Annotated in this window: 12 protein-coding genes and 1 tRNA gene; 1 reads left to right on the forward strand and 12 read right to left on the reverse strand. The window is 71.9% G+C overall.

Features of this window, described 5'->3' with window-relative positions:
• Positions 1–71: 71 nt before the first annotated feature.
• The 11 genes from ITJ64_RS14880 to ITJ64_RS14930 form a co-directional block, all read right to left on the reverse strand.
• On the reverse strand, positions 72–263 hold the full coding sequence (locus ITJ64_RS14880) for a PLDc N-terminal domain-containing protein (RefSeq protein ID WP_194681517.1): 192 nt from the start codon (positions 261–263) through the stop codon (positions 72–74).
• 39 nt (positions 264–302) lie between these two features.
• Entirely contained in the window at positions 303–1,199 is an 897-nt protein-coding gene (gene prmC / locus ITJ64_RS14885) for a peptide chain release factor N(5)-glutamine methyltransferase (protein ID WP_194681518.1), read from the reverse strand.
• 25 nt (positions 1,200–1,224) lie between these two features.
• Positions 1,225–2,304 (reverse strand): peptide chain release factor 1, encoded by a 1,080-nt coding sequence (gene prfA, locus ITJ64_RS14890; protein ID WP_194681519.1) that lies wholly within the window; start codon positions 2,302–2,304, stop codon positions 1,225–1,227.
• Positions 2,304–4,730 carry a transcription termination factor Rho gene (rho, locus tag ITJ64_RS14895; protein ID WP_194681520.1) on the reverse strand — a complete coding sequence of 809 codons (2,427 nt, stop codon included), beginning with the start codon at positions 4,728–4,730 and terminating at the stop codon, positions 2,304–2,306. The genes prfA and rho overlap by 1 nt, the downstream gene beginning before the upstream one ends.
• A 228-nt stretch (positions 4,731–4,958) precedes the next feature.
• Positions 4,959–5,912, reverse strand: a complete 954-nt coding sequence (gene thrB, locus ITJ64_RS14900) for a homoserine kinase (RefSeq protein WP_194682173.1) — start codon at positions 5,910–5,912, stop codon at positions 4,959–4,961.
• 23 nt (positions 5,913–5,935) lie between these two features.
• Positions 5,936–7,021 carry a threonine synthase gene (gene thrC, locus ITJ64_RS14905; protein WP_194682174.1) on the reverse strand — a complete coding sequence of 362 codons (1,086 nt, stop codon included), beginning with the start codon at positions 7,019–7,021 and terminating at the stop codon, positions 5,936–5,938.
• Between the two features lie 50 nt (positions 7,022–7,071).
• Positions 7,072–8,409 (reverse strand): homoserine dehydrogenase, encoded by a 1,338-nt coding sequence (locus ITJ64_RS14910; protein WP_194681521.1) that lies wholly within the window; start codon positions 8,407–8,409, stop codon positions 7,072–7,074.
• The gene (gene lysA, locus ITJ64_RS14915) at positions 8,406–9,887 is read right to left on the reverse strand and encodes a diaminopimelate decarboxylase (protein ID WP_194681522.1); all 1,482 of its coding nucleotides are present in this window, start codon (positions 9,885–9,887) and stop codon (positions 8,406–8,408) included. The genes ITJ64_RS14910 and lysA overlap by 4 nt, the downstream gene beginning before the upstream one ends.
• A 219-nt stretch (positions 9,888–10,106) precedes the next feature.
• Positions 10,107–10,877 carry a DUF2993 domain-containing protein gene (locus ITJ64_RS14920; protein ID WP_194681523.1) on the reverse strand — a complete coding sequence of 257 codons (771 nt, stop codon included), beginning with the start codon at positions 10,875–10,877 and terminating at the stop codon, positions 10,107–10,109.
• Between the two features lie 54 nt (positions 10,878–10,931).
• A complete protein-coding gene (gene argS, locus ITJ64_RS14925) occupies positions 10,932–12,587 on the reverse strand; it encodes an arginine--tRNA ligase (RefSeq protein WP_194681524.1) in 1,656 nt (551 codons plus the stop codon).
• Between the two features lie 39 nt (positions 12,588–12,626).
• Positions 12,627–13,421 carry a transglutaminase family protein gene (locus tag ITJ64_RS14930; RefSeq protein WP_173181216.1) on the reverse strand — a complete coding sequence of 265 codons (795 nt, stop codon included), beginning with the start codon at positions 13,419–13,421 and terminating at the stop codon, positions 12,627–12,629.
• A 102-nt stretch (positions 13,422–13,523) separates the two neighbouring features.
• On the opposite strand from ITJ64_RS14930, the gene ITJ64_RS14935 reads away from it, so the two are divergent.
• A tRNA-Arg gene (locus ITJ64_RS14935) sits at positions 13,524–13,596 on the forward strand.
• A 90-nt stretch (positions 13,597–13,686) separates the two neighbouring features.
• Here the strand turns inward: ITJ64_RS14935 and ITJ64_RS14940 are convergent.
• A complete protein-coding gene (locus ITJ64_RS14940) occupies positions 13,687–15,030 on the reverse strand; it encodes an NlpC/P60 family protein (protein WP_194681525.1) in 1,344 nt (447 codons plus the stop codon).
• Positions 15,031–15,042 lie beyond the last annotated feature (12 nt).

Below are 15,042 nucleotides of genomic sequence, written 5' to 3' on the forward strand. Positions count from 1 at the left end.
CACCTTCATGATAGCGGGGCACCCCCGGAAGCCCCGGGAGGCCCGGCAGGCCCGGGGGCCCCGGGAGGAGCTCAGCGCTTGGGGACGCGCCCGCGGCCGAAGATCAGCCAGAGGATCGAGCCGAGGATTGACAGGAAGAAAGCCACCAGGATCCAGATGAACTTGCCGAGCCCGCCGTGGTTGGGGTTCTTGACGATCGACACGACCGTCACGATGAAGATGATCAGGCCGACGATGCCGAATGTGAAGCTGATGGGTTCCATACCGAGAATCCTAGAGGCAGAGCGCTGGGCGTCCCGTGATCAGCGGATGCCCGTGGTCGCCCGGTCGCGCCCCGTGAGGTCGCGGTGGGTGGCCACGGCCCGCCATCCGTCGGCGCCGAGGAGCTCGCGCATCTCGGCGCCCTGGAGGTCGCCGTGCTCGATCACGAGGCTGCCGCCCGGGCGGAGCAGCCGCTTCGCCGTCGCGGACACGTCGCGGACGACGTCGAGGCCGTCCGTTCCGCCGTAGAGCGCGTGCTCGGGGTCGTGCAGGCGCACCTCGGGGTCGCGCGGGATCGCACCGACCGGGATGTAGGGCGGGTTCGACGCCACGACGTCGACGGTGCCGTCGAGCTCGGGCAGCGCATCCGCCAGATCGATGAAGACGATGCGGGCGTTCTCGGCGCCCACCGAGCGCAGGTTCTGCTTCGCCCAGATGAAGGCCTCGGTCGAGTTCTCGACCGCCACGACCTCGGCGTGGGGCACCTCGGTGGCCAGCGCCAGCGCGATGGCCCCGCTGCCCGTGCCGAGGTCGACGGCGAGCGGATGCGCGCCCTCCGCGGGCACCACCGCGCGCAGGGCGTCGATCGCCAGCTGCGCCACGAACTCGGTCTCGGGCCGGGGCACGAAGACCCCGGGGCCGACCGCGAGCTCGAGCGAGCGGAACCACGCGACACCGGTGATGTGCTGCAGCGGCTCGCGGGCCGCGCGGCGCTCGACCGCCTCGGCGATCGCGACGGTGTCCTCGGCGCCGAGGGCCACGTCCGTCACCACGAGCGACTGCACCCGGCCGCGCGAGGCGCCGAGCACGTGCCCGATCAGCAGCTCGGCGTCGACCTCGGGGTCGGTCACCCCGCTCGCACGGAGGATCGCGCTCGAGCGCTCGAAGATCGAGCGCACGGTGGCGGGGGCGCCGGTCGCGGTGTCGATGAGGGTCATCCGGGGATCGTCCGTCGTTCCGGCGTCACGCGTCGCCGCCGAGGGCGGCCAGGCGGCTCTCCTCGTCGGCGGTGATGGCGGACTGGATGATCGGCTCGAGCGCGCCGTCCATCACCTGGTCGAGGTTGTACGCCTTGTAGCCGGTGCGGTGGTCGGCGATGCGGTTCTCGGGGAAGTTGTAGGTGCGGATGCGCTCCGAGCGGTCGACCGTGCGGATCTGGCTCCGGCGCGCGGCGCTCGCCTCGGCGTCGAGCTCCTCCTGCTGCTTGGCGAGGATGCGGGCGCGCAGCACGCGCATGCCGGCCTCGCGGTTCTGCAGCTGGCTCTTCTCGTTCTGCATCGACACCACGATGCCCGTGGGCAGGTGGGTGATGCGCACGGCGGAGTCGGTGGTGTTCACCGACTGGCCGCCCGGGCCCGACGAGCGGAAGACGTCGATCTTGAGATCGTTCGGGCTGATCTCGACCTCCTCGGGCTCGTCGACCTCGGGGAAGACGAGCACGCCGGCCGCGGAGGTGTGGATGCGCCCCTGCGACTCGGTGGCCGGCACACGCTGCACACGGTGCACGCCGCCCTCGTACTTCAGGTGCGCCCAGACGCCCTCGGCCGGGTCGGTGGAGCGGCCCTTGACGGCGATCTGCACGTCCTTGTAGCCGCCGAGATCGCTCTCGGTGCGCTCGAGGAGCTCGGTCTTCCAGCCCTTCGACTCGGCGTAGTGGAGGTACATGCGCAGCAGGTCGGCGGCGAAGAGCATGCTCTCCGCGCCGCCCTCGCCGGCCTTGATCTCCATGATCACGTCACGGGCGTCGTCGGGGTCGCGCGGGATGAGCAGCCGCCGCAGGCGCTCCTCGTTCTCGGCGACCGTCGCCTCCAGCGCGGGCACCTCGTCGGCGAACGCCTGGTCCTCCGAGGCCAGCTCGCGGGCCGCCTCCAGGTCGTCGACGCTCTGCTGCCAGGCCGTGTGCGCGGCCACGATGCGGCTGAGCTCGGCGTAGCGGCGGTTGACGCGCTTGGAGCGCGCCGGATCGCCGTGCAGCTCGGGATCGCTCAGCTGGCGCTGCAGGTCGTCGTGCTCGGCCTGCAGCGTGGCCACCGACTCGAACATCACTCGCCCTTGTGGGCGCCGAAGCCGTTGCTGTGGTTCGACGCGCTGTGGTTGCCGTGGCCCTGCGCAGGGGCGGGCATCGACTTCTGCACCTGCATCAGGAACTCCACGTTCGAGGAGGTCTCCTTGAGGCGGCCGAGCACGATTTCGAGCGCCTGCTGCGGGTCGACACCGGCGAGGGCGCGACGCAGCTTCCAGGTGATCTTGGTCTCGTCGGCGCCCATCAGGAGCTCCTCGCGGCGGGTGCTCGACGCGTTCACGTCGACCGCCGGGAAGATGCGCTTGTCGGCGAGCTGACGCGAGAGGCGCAGCTCGGAGTTGCCGGTGCCCTTGAACTCCTCGAAGATCACCTCGTCCATCTTCGAGCCGGTCTCGACCAGCGCGGTGGCGAGGATGGTCAGCGAGCCGCCGTTCTCGATGTTGCGCGCGGCTCCGAAGAAGCGCTTCGGCGGGTACAGCGCCGAAGCGTCGACACCGCCCGAGAGGATGCGGCCCGAGGCCGGCGACGCCAGGTTGTAGGCGCGGCCGAGTCGGGTGATCGAGTCGAGCAGCACGACGACGTCGTGACCGAGCTCCACTAGTCGCTTGGCGCGCTCGATGGCGAGCTCGGCGACCGTGGTGTGGTCTTCGGCCGGACGGTCGAAGGTCGAGGCGATGACCTCGCCCTTGACGGTGCGCTGCATGTCGGTGACCTCTTCGGGCCGCTCGTCGACCAGCACGACCATGAGGTGCACCTCGGGGTTGTTGGTCGAGATCGCATTGGCGATCTGCTGCAGCACGATGGTCTTGCCGGCCTTGGGCGGCGCGACGATGAGGCCGCGCTGGCCCTTGCCGATGGGGGCGACCAGGTCGATGATGCGCTGGGTGAGCTTGCCGGGCTCGGTCTCCAGGCGCAGGCGCTCCTGGGGGTAGAGCGGGGTCAGCTTGCCGAACTCGACGCGGTTCTGCGCCTCGTCGACGGGCAGGCCGTTGATCGACTCGATGCGCACGATCGCGTTGTACTTCTGGCGGCCGTTGGAGTCGCCCTCGCGCGGCTGGCGGATCGAGCCCACGACGGCGTCGCCCTTGCGGAGGTTGTACTTCTTGACCTGGCCGAGCGAGACGTAGACGTCGCTGTTGCCCGGCAGGTAGCCGCTCGTGCGCACGAAGGCGTAGTTGTCGAGGATGTCGAGGATGCCCGCCACGGGGATGAGCACGTCGTCCTCGGAGATCTCGGGCTCGACGTCGTCGCCACCGGTCTGGCCGCGACGCTTGCGGTCGCGGTAGCGGTTGCGGGCGCCCCGCTCGCTGCGGTCGCCCTGCTCGCCGTTGCGGCGCTCGTCGAACTGCTCCTGCTGGCGGGCCTCGCTCGGCTCGCCCTGGCTGCGCTCGGAGCGGTCGGAACGGTCGCTGCGGTCGTTGCGCTCGGCGCCGCGGTCGTTGGCGCGGTCGTTCTGGCGGTCGCCGCGGTCGGTGCGGTCGGTGCGGTCGTTGCCGCGATCGTTCTGCTGCTGACCGTTCTGCTGCTGACCGTTCTGGCGGTCGTTGCCACGGTCGTTCTGCTGACCGTTCTGGCGGTCGCCGCGGTCATTCTGCTGACCGTTCTGGCGGTCGTTCTGCGCGTTCTGGCCGTTCTGCTGCTGGCCGTTCTGGGCGTTCTGACCGTTTTGCCCGTTCTGGCCGTTCTGCTGCTGACCGTTCTGCGCGGAGCCGTCGGTGTTCTCGGCGGCGTTGCCCCCGCGTCCACGGCGGTTGCGACCACGGCCGCGACCCTCGCGGGGCGCCTGCTCGGTCTGCTCGGACTGCTCGCCCTGCTCCGTGGAGGACGCGGCGCTGCCGCCCTCGGCCGGGGCGTCGGTGCTCGTGCCGGCGGTGCTCGTACCGGCGGTGCTCGCGGCGTCGGCCGGGAGGATGGGCGCTTCGGCGCTCTCGTGGTTGGCGTGACCACCGGCGCTGACACGCTCGGTGCTGACCCGCTCGGTCGTGACCCGGCGCGAGCGGCGCTTGGGTGAGACCGGGCCCTCGGGGAGCTCGATCACGATCGGCTCCTTGGGGGCCGATCCGGTGGCGGGAGCCGCGCGGAGCAGCTCGTCGGGGATGATGGGGCCGGCCAGGTCGGCAGCCGGCGCCTCCGCAGCGGGGGCCTCGGTGGCGGGCGCCTCAGCGGCAGGGGCCTCGGCAGTAGGGGCCTCGGCGGCAGGCGCCTCAGCAGCAGGCGCCGCGGCATCGGCGGCCGGAGCCTCGGAGGAGAGCGCATCGACGGGCAGGTCGAGCGTGGCCGCGGTGGCAGCGGGCAGGTCGTCGCCCTGCTGCACACGGCGGATGGCCTCGACGAGCTCGCCCTTGCGGAGCTTCGAGGCGCCGGCCATGCCGAGCTGCGCGGCGATGGCCTGCAGCTCGGAGACCTTGAGCGTCGAGAGCTCGGGGGTGGTGTTGACGTCAGTCACGGAGATGGTGTCCTTCCCCTGCCGGCATCAGAGGCGAGGCAGAGAACTGCTGCGGAAGGGGGACGCAGACAGCTGCGAGGAATCACACTGCAGAAGCAGCGGGATGCAACACGAGCCGGATACGTCTCTGCACGCGGCAGGAAATGAGTTGAGGAAATGCGACCAGGGATGGTGATCAGATGCACAAGACATCAGATGCGCAGAATGTCAGATCTGCGAAAACTGAGGCTAGTTCTGATTCTCCGGGTGCACGACCACTGTAGCACCTTTGAAGTCCACGGCCAGAACGAGCGATTCCCAGGGTGTCGCGGCCTTCGCGGCCACCAGCTCGGCCGCGGCCTGACGCTGTCCGGGGTCGCTGCAGAGCACCAGGATGCTCGGCCCGGCACCCGAGACGACGGCCGGGAAGCCCTCCGCCCGCAGCGCCCGGATGAGCCGGTCGGTCTCGGGCATGGCGCTCGCCCGGTAGCTCTGGTGCAGCTTGTCCTCGGTGGCCGCGAGCAGCAGCTCGGGGCTCTGGATGAGCGCCGCGATCAGGAGCGTGGAGCGCGAGACGTTGAAGATCGCGTCGGCGTGCGGCACGGATTCGGGCTGCAGACTCCGTGCCAGCGCCGTCGACATGGTCTCGTGCGGCACGAGCACGAGCGGCGAGACGCCGCGGTGCACGATCAGCTTCTTCGACTGCGGGCCTTCGGGCGTGACCCACGCGATGGTGAGGCCGCCGAAGAGGGCCGGAGCGACGTTGTCGGGGTGGCCCTCGAGCTCGGTCGCCAGCGCCAGCAGCCCGAGCGAGTCGATCTCGACGATGCCCTCGAGCAGGCCCTTGGCCGCCATGATGCCGGACACGATGGCGGCACCGGAGGAGCCGAGGCCGCGGCCGTGCGGGATGACGTTGTGCGCCTCGAGGTGGAGGTCCGGCATCTCCTGGCCGAGCGCCGCGAAGGTGTGGGCGATCGCGCGCACCACGAGGTTCGACTCGTCGGTGGGCACCTCCCCCGCACCGACACCGTGCACGTCGACGAAGACGCCCGGCTCGGAGCGGACCGTGACCGTCAGCTCGTCGTAGAGCGCGAGCGCGAGGCCCAGCGTGTCGAAGCCGGGGCCGAGGTTCGCGGTGGTCGCCGGAACCCGCACCGTGACCGAGGTGCCGACCCGGGGGCCGGCCGACGCGGCCGCGCTCACCGGGCCGCCGTCCGCAGCCGCGCTCACAGGGCCGCCTTCTGCAGCCCGAGCACGCCCGCGACCTCCGCGGCGTCGACGGGGACGATCGTCGGGGTGACCTCTCCGCCGTCCTCGGTGCGGAGGGCCCACTGCGGGTCCTTCAGTCCGTGGCCCGTGACCGTGATGACGACGGTCGCACCGGCCGGGATGACCCCGGCCTCGGAGCGCTCGAGCAGACCGGCCACACCGATCGCCGACGCGGGCTCGACGAACACGCCGACCTCGGCCGAGAGCAGGCGGTGCGCCGCGAGGATGTGCTCGTCGCTGATGGCACCGAAGTAGCCGTCGGTGGCCTCACGGGCCGCGATCGCGAGCTCCCACGACGCCGGGTTGCCGATGCGGATGGCGCTGGCGATGGTGTCGGGGTTGCGCACGATCTCACCGAGCACGATGGGCGCGCTGCCCGAGGCCTGGAAGCCGAACATGCGGGGCAGCTTCGTGGTGACGCCGCGCTCGAGCTCCTCGGTGTAGCCGCGGGAGTAGGCGGTGTAGTTGCCCGCGTTGCCGACCGGCAGCAGGTGGAAGTCGGGCGCATCCTGCAGCACCTCGACCACCTCGTAGGCGGCGGTCTTCTGACCGGCGATGCGGTCGGGGTTCACCGAGTTGACGAGGTGCACCGGGTAGTTCGCCGCCAGGTCGCGGGCGAGGTCGAGGCAGTCGTCGAAGTTGCCCTGCACCTGGATGAGCTGCGCGTTGTGCGCGATGGCCTGGCTGAGCTTGCCGAGCGCGATCTTGCCCTCGGGCACCAGCACGGCGGCGGTGATGCCGGCGTGGGTGGCGTAGGCCGCCGCCGAGGCGGAGGTGTTGCCCGTGGAGGCGCAGATGACGGCCTTCGCACCGTGCTCGACGGCCTTGGAGATGGCCATCGTCATGCCGCGGTCCTTGAAGGAGCCGGTCGGGTTCATGCCCTCGTACTTGATGTAGACCTTCGCACCGGTGCGGGCCGACAGTGCGGGGGCCGGGATGAGAGGAGTGCCACCCTCGCCGAGCGTGACGACGGGCGTCGCGTCGGTGATGTCGAGGCGGTCGGCGTATTCGCGCAGGACCCCGCGCCACTGGCGTGATGCGATGCCGCGTGACTCGATGCCGCGGGAGGGGATGCGGGCGGTGGTGTCGGCCACTAGGGCGTGTCTCCTTCAACTCGTAGCACTGACTCGACCCGAACGACGGCGTCGTGGGCCGAGACAGCGGCCACCGTGGCCGCGAGTGCGGCCTCCGTGGCTTCGTGCGTGATGATCACAAGGGTAGCGGTGAGCGGCTGATCGCCCGACCGGCCCGCCGCGGCACTCGCGACGGTCTGCTGCAGCGCCTCGACCGAGACGCCGTGCTCGCTGAACAGGCCGGCGATCTGGGCGAGCACACCGGGCTTGTCGGTGACCACGAGGGTCAGCTGGTAGCGGGTGGTGACCGAGCCGATGTCGAACACCGGCAGGTTCGCGTGCACCGACTCCCCCACGCCCGGGCCTCCGGCGACATGGCGGCGCGCGGCCGAGACGAGGTCGCCGAGCACGGCCGACGCGGTCTCGGTGCCGCCGGCGCCCGCGCCGTAGAACATCAGGTCGCCCGCGGCCTCGGCCTGCACGAAGACGGCGTTCTTGGCGTCGTGCACCGCGGCGAGCGGATGACGCCGGCTGATCAGGGCCGGATGCACGCGCGCGACGACGCCCTCGACACCGGTCGCCGGGTCGGTCAGCCGCTCGCAGATCGCGAGCAGCTTGACCACGAAGCCGGCCTTCTCGGCCGCCTCGACCTGCGCGGCCGTGACCGTGGTCATGCCCTCGCGATGCACGGCCTCGACCGGCACCGCCGTGTGGAAGGCGAGGCTCGCGAGGATCGCGGCCTTCTGCGCGGCGTCGTAGCCCTCGACGTCGGCGGTCGGGTCGGCCTCGGCGTAGCCGAGCTCGGTGGCCACCGCCAGGGCGTTCTCGAAGCTGTCGCCCTGCACGTCCATCCGGTCGAGGATGAAGTTCGTCGTGCCGTTCACGATGCCCATCACGCGCTTCACCCGGTCGCCGGCGAGCGAGTCGCGCAGGGGGCGGATGATCGGGATGGCGCCGCCCGCGGCCGCCTCGTAGTACAGCTGAGCGCCCACCTGGTCGGCGGCGGCGAAGAGCTCGGGGCCGTGGGTCGCGAGCAGCGCCTTGTTGCCCGTGACGACGTCGGCCCCGGAGTTGATGGCGGCGAGGATGTACTCCTTGGCCGGCTCGATGCCGCCCATCAGCTCGATCACGATGTCGGCGGACTGGATCAGCGTCAGGGCGTCGGTGGTGAGCAGCTCGCGCGGGATGTCGACGTCGCGCTTCGCGTCGACGTCGCGCACGGCCACGCCCACGAGCTCCAGGCCGGCGCCCACCCGGGCGGCCAGCTCGTCGCCGTGCTCGAGCAGCAGGCGTGCGACCTGCGAGCCGACGGAGCCGGCGCCGAGCAACGCGATGCGGAGGTTGCGGTAGTCGATCATCGGGCGGCTCCGTTGCTCGCGGTGGAAGAGGAGGGGGCGGTGTTGCTGGCAGCGGTGTAGTCGACAGCGGTGTACCCGGCGTCGCGAGCCAGCAGGTCGTGCTCGGTCTCGCGGCGCACGAGCACCCGGGCCTCACCGTCGGCGACCGCCACGACGGCCGGCCGGGTGAGGTAGTTGTAGTTGCTCGAGAGCGAGAAGCAGTAGGCGCCGGTGGCGGGCACCGCCACCAGGTCGCCCGGCCGCACGTCCCCGGGGAGGTAGTCGGCGTTCACGACGATGTCGCCGCTCTCGCAGTGCTTGCCGGCGATGCGCACGAGGGCGGGCTGCGCATCCGTCACCCGGCTCGCCAGGCGCACCGAGTAGTCGGCCCCGTAGAGCGCGGTGCGCGCGTTGTCGCTCATGCCGCCGTCGACGCTGACGTAGCGGCGCACGGCCTCGGTCGAGGGGGCGGCGTCGTCCCCCGGCACGGTGACGAGCACGTCCTTGATCGTGCCGACCTCGTAGAGGGTGACGCCGGCCGGGCCGACGATCGAGCGGCCGGGCTCGAACGCGAGCGCGGGCACCGGGATGCCGAGGCGCTCGCACTCGCGCGCGACCGAGCCGACGATGGCGTGGGCGAGCTCGGCGACCGGGTTCGGGTCATCGGCCGAGGTGTAGGCGATGCCGAAGCCGCCGCCGAGGTTGAGGCCCGGCACCTCGCCGCCCGCGAGCAGTTCGGCGTGCACCTCGAGCAGGCGGGCCGCCGACTCGGCGAAGCCGTCGGAGCCGAAGATCTGCGAGCCGATGTGGCAGTGCAGGCCGAGGAAGCGCAGGGAGTCGTGCGAGCGGATGGTCGCGGCGTACTCGGCGGCCTGGTCGAGCCGCACACCGAACTTCTGGTCTTCGTGGGCGGTCGCCAGGAAGTCGTGGGTGTGCGCGTGCACACCGCTGTTCACCCGCAGGCGCACGGCCTGCACGCGGCCGTGGCGTGCGGCCGCCTCGGCGACCCGCTCGATCTCGATGGCGCTGTCGATGACGACCACGCCGATGCCGGCGCCGACCGCGCGGTCGATCTCGGCGACGGACTTGTTGTTGCCGTGGAGGCCGAGGCGCGCGGGGTCGGCTCCGGCCGCGAGGGCGACGGCGAGCTCGCCGCCCGAGCAGACGTCGATCCAGAGGCCGTCCTCGGCCATCCAGCGGGCGACGTCGATCGTGAGCAGCGCCTTGGCGGCGTAGTAGACGGTGGCGGTGGTGCCGATCGCGGCGGCCTCGGCGGCGAAGGCGTCGCGGATGCCCCGGGCGCGGCCCCGCGCATCCGCTTCGTCGATGACGTAGAGCGGGGTGCCGAAGCGCTCGGCCAGGACGGAGGCGGAGACCCCGGCGACGGTGATCTCACCGGAGGCGTCGCGGGCGGCGTTCCGCGGCCAGACCGCGGCGTCGAGCGCGTTCGCGTCGTCGGGGTGCTGCAGCCAGGCGGGGGCGATGGGGCTGACGGTCATGGGGCTGATCCCTAGTGCTGGAGGAAGCGGCGTGCTGGAGGGAGCGGCGCCGGCCTCGGGCGGGCTGAGGGCCAGAGGGACGGCGGCGATCCGGGCGGCGGCCGCGGGGCGGCGCTGGGGGCGAGCGGACCTGGCTTGGTCCCTGATGCCGTCGCGCGAGGCGTGAACACCCGCGCGTGCCCCCGATTCTAGCGGGTGCGGCGGGTGCGCCGGCGTCTGTTACGAACAGGTGCCGAGTGTGCGCAGGCTCTCGTCGTCGACCACGAAGTCCCGGGCCGAGAGGGTCGCGGTGGCTCCCCCGCCGGCGACGTCGAGGGAGTCGACCGCGACGCCCTGCGGCAGGTACGACGCGACGCACACCGTGATCGGGTCGCCCGCCACGCCCTGCAGCAGGCCGCCGAGGTCGAGCGAGTTGCCGCCCTGGGTGAGCTCGGCGTTCTGCGGGGTGATCACGACGTCGGTTCCGGATGCGCTGACCTGCCCGGTCACGCGGTAGCCGACGCTCAGCCCCAGCACGTCGACACTGCCCTCGTAGGAGACGTCGCCGTCGCCGAGGGCGAGCTGCGCGTCTCCGGGCAGGGTGACGACCGCGTCGACGGCGGACTGCTCGAGCGAGACCGTGGCACTGATGTCCTCGACGGGCTGCGTCAGGTCGGTGGGCACGCCGGTCGCCACGACGTGGGCCGCGATCGGGATGCCGCTGACCGTGAGGGCCGGGGCGTCCAGCGTGACCTCGCCGAGCCGGCCCGCCGCCACCTGGGCGAGGAACGAGAAGCCGGCGATGGACACGTCGACGTCGCCCTCGACGTTCTCGGGCAGCTGCCGCTCGATCTGGCTCGCCGCCTCGTTCTGGGCGTAGGCGCGGAAGGCGATGTCGGCCACGACGAGCGCGACCGCGAGCAGCACGAGCACTGCGAGGAGCACCCAGGGCCAGCGGCGGTGGCGGCGGCGGGCGGGCGCGGACTCGGCGGGCGGCGTCTCGGTCGTCATGAGCCCATCCTGCCCGGTACGGCTCGGTACGGCCCGGTCGGCGCGGCCGCTCCCCTACATACGGTCGGGCGCCGAGACGCCGAGCAGCTCCAGGCCGTTGCGGATGACCTGGCCCGTCGCGTCGTTCAGCCACAGGCGCGTGCCGTGGATCGGGGCGAGCTCCTCGTCGCCGAACGGCAGCACGCGGCAGGCGTCGTACCAGCGGTGGTAGTAGCCGGCCAGCTCCTCGAGGTAGCGCGCGACGCGGTGCGGCTCCCGCAGCTCGGCGGCGTGCGCGACCACGCGCGGGAACTCCTGCAGCGCACCCAGCAGCGCCGTCTCGGTGGGGTGCACGAGCAGCGCCGGCTCGAAGTCGGCGCGGGTGACCCCGGCGTCGGCCGCGTTGCGGGCGACCGAGCGGGTGCGGGCGTGCGCGTACTGCACGTAGAAGACGGGGTTGTCGTTGGTGCGCGAGCGCAGCTTCTCGCCGTCGAGCGAGAGCGGCGAGTCGGCCGGGTAGCGGCCGAGCCAGTAGCGCAGCGCGTCGGCGCCGAGCCAGTCGAGCAGGTCGTCGAGCTCGATGATGTTGCCCGCGCGCTTGGACAGTTTCGCGCCGTTCAGGTTCACCAGCTGGCCGATCAGCGCCGTGAGGGTGTCGGGGTCGTCGCCGGCGGCGGCCGCGAGGGCCTTGAGGCGCCCGACGTAGCCGTGGTGGTCGGCGCCGAGGAGGTAGATCTTCTCGCCGAAGCCCCGGTCCTTCTTGCTGAGGTAGTAGGCCGCGTCGGCCGCGAAGTAGGTGACCACGCCGTTGCCGCGGGTGAGCACCCGATCCTTGTCGTCGCCGAAGTCGGTGGTGCGCACCCAGACGGCGTCGTCGGCCTCGAAGACGTGGCCCTGGGCCCGGAGGCGCGCCTCGGCATCGTCGATCGCGGTGAGGCCGGTCTGCGCATCCGGAGCATGCAGCGTGCGCTCGGAGAAGAACACGTCGAAGTGCACGTGGAAGTTCTCCAGCGACTGCTGGATCTCGGCCAGCTGGTAGTCGTAGGCGAGGTCGCGGGCGATGGCCAGCGCCTCGTCGTCGGGCTTGTCGAGCAGGTCGGGCACGGCGGCCAGCACACGCTGGGCGAGGGTCTGGATGTAGGGGCCGGGGTAGCCCTTCTCGGGCGTCGGCAGGCCCTTGGCGGCGGCGAGCACCGAGAGGCCGAAGGTGTCCATCTGGCTGCCGGCGTCGTTGATGTAGTACTCGGTCGTGACCACGGCACCGGATGCGCGGAGCACGCGCGCGATCGAGTCGCCGAGAGCGGCCCAGCGGGTGTGGCCGATGTGCAGCGGGCCGGTCGGGTTCGCCGAGACGAACTCCATGTTGATGGTGTGGCCGGCGAGCACGGCGTTGTGGCCGAACGACTCGCCCGCCTCGACGACGGTGCGGGCGATCTCGCCGGCGGCGGCCGCGTCGAGGGTGATGTTGATGAAGCCGGGGCCGGCGACGTCGACGGCCGAGACGCCGTCGAGGCGCTGGATCAACGGCGCCAGCTCGAGGGCGAAGTCGCGCGGGTTCGTGCCGAGCCGCTTGGCCAGCTTCATCGCGATGTTCGAGGCCCAGTCGCCGTGGTCGCGGTTGCGGGGGCGCTCCACCGTGGTGTCGGACTCGGTGATCGACACGTCGGGCACACCGGCCAGGCGGTCGCTCACGATGGCGAACAGAGCGGCGGAGAGGGCTTCAGGAGTCACGGCGTACGATCCTACCGCCCGGGGCGGTTCTGGACGGCGTCAGCCCAACTGCACCAAGCGGTCGATGTCGTCGTTCGGCAGCACGTCGACGACGGCCGAGACCTCGAGGCGATCCAGGCGCAGGTAGCCGCCGTGGTTCGTCAGGAACGCGGTGTCGCTCGCGTCGCGGCCCGTGGCGATGCGCAGCAGCGAGTCGCGGGGCGCCAGCGTGGTCGCGTCGACCACCTGCCACTCGCCGTCGATGTGCGCCTCGGCGACCGCGTGGAAGTCCATGGGATACAGGCCCGGGGCGTAGACGGAGGCGAGGCGGGCCGGCACGTCGAGCGCGCGCAGCAGCGCGATCACGAGGTGGGCGTAGTCGCGGCAGACGCCCTGGCGCAGGAGCAGGGTCTGCACCGCGCCGTCGGTGGGAGCGCTCGAGCCGGGCACGTAGCTGAGCTCCTCCCCCACCCACGAGCTGACCGCGGTGAGCAGGTCGCGGCCGGCGAGCCCGCGGAACTCGGCCTGCGCGGTCGGCAGCAGGGTGTCGCTCTCGCAGTACCGGCTGGGGCGGAGGTAGCGGATGAGGTCGACCGTCTCGGTCGGCGCCGGCACCGTGCGGCCCTCGGCGGTGGCCTCGTAGCGGGCCGAGAAGCTGCCGGGCTGCACGTCGAACACGTGCAGTCGGGTGCCGTGCTGGTCGAGCACCGTCTCGAAGTCGACGGGCTCGCCGTCGAGGCGGTACTCGATCACCTCGCGGGAGAGCTCCGCCCCCTCGGCGGCGGCGATCGAGAACACGACGGTGGTGGCGCGGTCGATCGTGGCGTCGATCGCGGCGGTGACGGAGCGCTGCATGCGTCGTTCCTCTCGGGTCGGGGAGGTGTGGCGGTGGCGGTACCGGTGTGGCGTGTGGCGGACGTGACGGCTGTTGCCTGCTAATCTGTTCAGGCACCCCGGGCCCCCATAGCTCAGGGGATAGAGCGTCTGCCTCCGGAGCAGAAGGCCGTAGGTTCAAATCCTACTGGGGGCACAGATGTCCTCGTGAGTATCTTCTCGCGACAAGAAGTCCGCCTGCAGCCTGGCTGCGGCGGACTTCTCGCTTTCCGGGCCCACGCTCGCTCTAGACGAGGCGCACGAAGTAGTAGCTGCCCCAGAGGTTCGTGGCGTGGGTCACGTAGCGGCCCCAGTCGGGCGAGTGGATGACTCCGCCATTGCCGTCGTAGATGCCGATGTGCGCTCCGGGCCAGACCACGAGGTCGCCGGCCTGCGCGTCCTGCGCCGAGACCCGCACGCCCATGGCGGCCTGGTTGCTCACCATGCGGGGCAGCGAGATGCCGAACTGTCCGTAGACGTACTGGGTCAGGCCGTCGCAGCCGAAGGAGTCATTGGGGTTCGCGCCCCAGCCGTAGGGCACCACGCCGACGAACTGCTCGGCGTACGCCACCACGGCGGCGCCGCTGTAGGACTGCGCGGGCGGGCTGACGACGATGCCGCCACCACCTCCGCCGCCTCCGCCGGAGCCGCCACCGCTGCCGCCGCTGGACGAGCCGCCACCGCCGCTGCCACCGCTGGACGAGCCGCCCTCGTCGGAGCCGCCGCCGCCACCGGCGTTCTGGGCGGCCTCCTCGGCCGCCTGCTGCGCCGCGGCCTCGGCCGCCGCCGCGGCGGCCGCCGCCTGCTCCTCGGCGATGCGCCGCTGACGCTCGGCCTCCACGCCGTCGTTGTACTGCGACTCGGTGGTGTCGGCCGCGGCCTTCAGCACCTTCACCTGCACCGTGAGCTCGGCCTGGTGGGCCTCCTGCTCGAGCAGCGCCGACTGCACGGCCTTCTGCGCGTCGACGGCCGACTGCAGCGAGACCTTCGCCGCGTCGGCGAGCTTCTGCAGCTCGGCCTCCGCGACCTCGGCCTGCTCGGTGAGCGCCGTGGCGGTGTTCTGGTCCTGCTTGGCGGCCGTGAAGACCTCCTGCGAGGTCTCCGAGAGCTTCGACATGGTGCCGAGCTGGTAGAGCAGGTCGTCGCTGCCCGAGCCGGAGACCATCAGCTGCGAGGTGAGGTCGTTGCCGGCGCTCCGGGCGAACTGGGCGGCAAGACCGGCGGCGCGCTTCTTCGACGCCTCGGCGTCGGCCGCCGCCTGGTCGGCCTGCGCCTTCAGGGACTCGGCGGCCCGGGTCTGGGCGGACAGCGCATCCTGAGCGGCCTTGTCGGCGACCCACGCCTCGGCGGCCGCGGCCTTGGCCTGATCGACCTGCGTCTGCAGCCCGGTGATCAGGCCCTCGAGCTCGGCGACCTTGCTCTGCGTGGCGCTCTGGCTGGCGCGCGCGGCGACGACGTCGTTCCAGGACGGGTAGTCGGTGGCGGCGGCCGGCGAGGCGATGAACAGGCTCGCCGCGAGGGCGGCGGCGGTCGCGAGGGCCGCGACGGCGGGCACCCGGCGACGGCGGGCGGACGTGGTGTCGAGCGGCATGGAGAGACCTCT

This window comes from Herbiconiux sp. VKM Ac-1786 (assembly GCF_015350805.1).
Lineage (GTDB): Bacteria > Actinomycetota > Actinomycetes > Actinomycetales > Microbacteriaceae > Herbiconiux.

Excerpts from the sequence above, each read along its gene's own strand:
- lysA (WP_194681522.1), bottom strand. The coding sequence starts at position 9,887 with ATGACCGTCAGCCCCATCGCCCCCGCCTGGCTGCAGCACCCCGACGAC.
- ITJ64_RS14920 (WP_194681523.1), bottom strand. The coding sequence starts at position 10,877 with ATGACGACCGAGACGCCGCCCGCCGAGTCCGCGCCCGCCCGCCGCCGC.
- prfA (WP_194681519.1), bottom strand. The coding sequence starts at position 2,304 with ATGTTCGAGTCGGTGGCCACGCTGCAGGCCGAGCACGACGACCTGCAG.
- ITJ64_RS14930 (WP_173181216.1), bottom strand. The coding sequence starts at position 13,421 with ATGCAGCGCTCCGTCACCGCCGCGATCGACGCCACGATCGACCGCGCC.
- prmC (WP_194681518.1), bottom strand. The coding sequence starts at position 1,199 with ATGACCCTCATCGACACCGCGACCGGCGCCCCCGCCACCGTGCGCTCG.
- ITJ64_RS14910 (WP_194681521.1), bottom strand. The coding sequence starts at position 8,409 with ATGATCGACTACCGCAACCTCCGCATCGCGTTGCTCGGCGCCGGCTCC.
- ITJ64_RS14940 (WP_194681525.1), bottom strand. The coding sequence starts at position 15,030 with ATGCCGCTCGACACCACGTCCGCCCGCCGTCGCCGGGTGCCCGCCGTC.
- ITJ64_RS14880 (WP_194681517.1), bottom strand. The coding sequence starts at position 263 with ATGGAACCCATCAGCTTCACATTCGGCATCGTCGGCCTGATCATCTTC.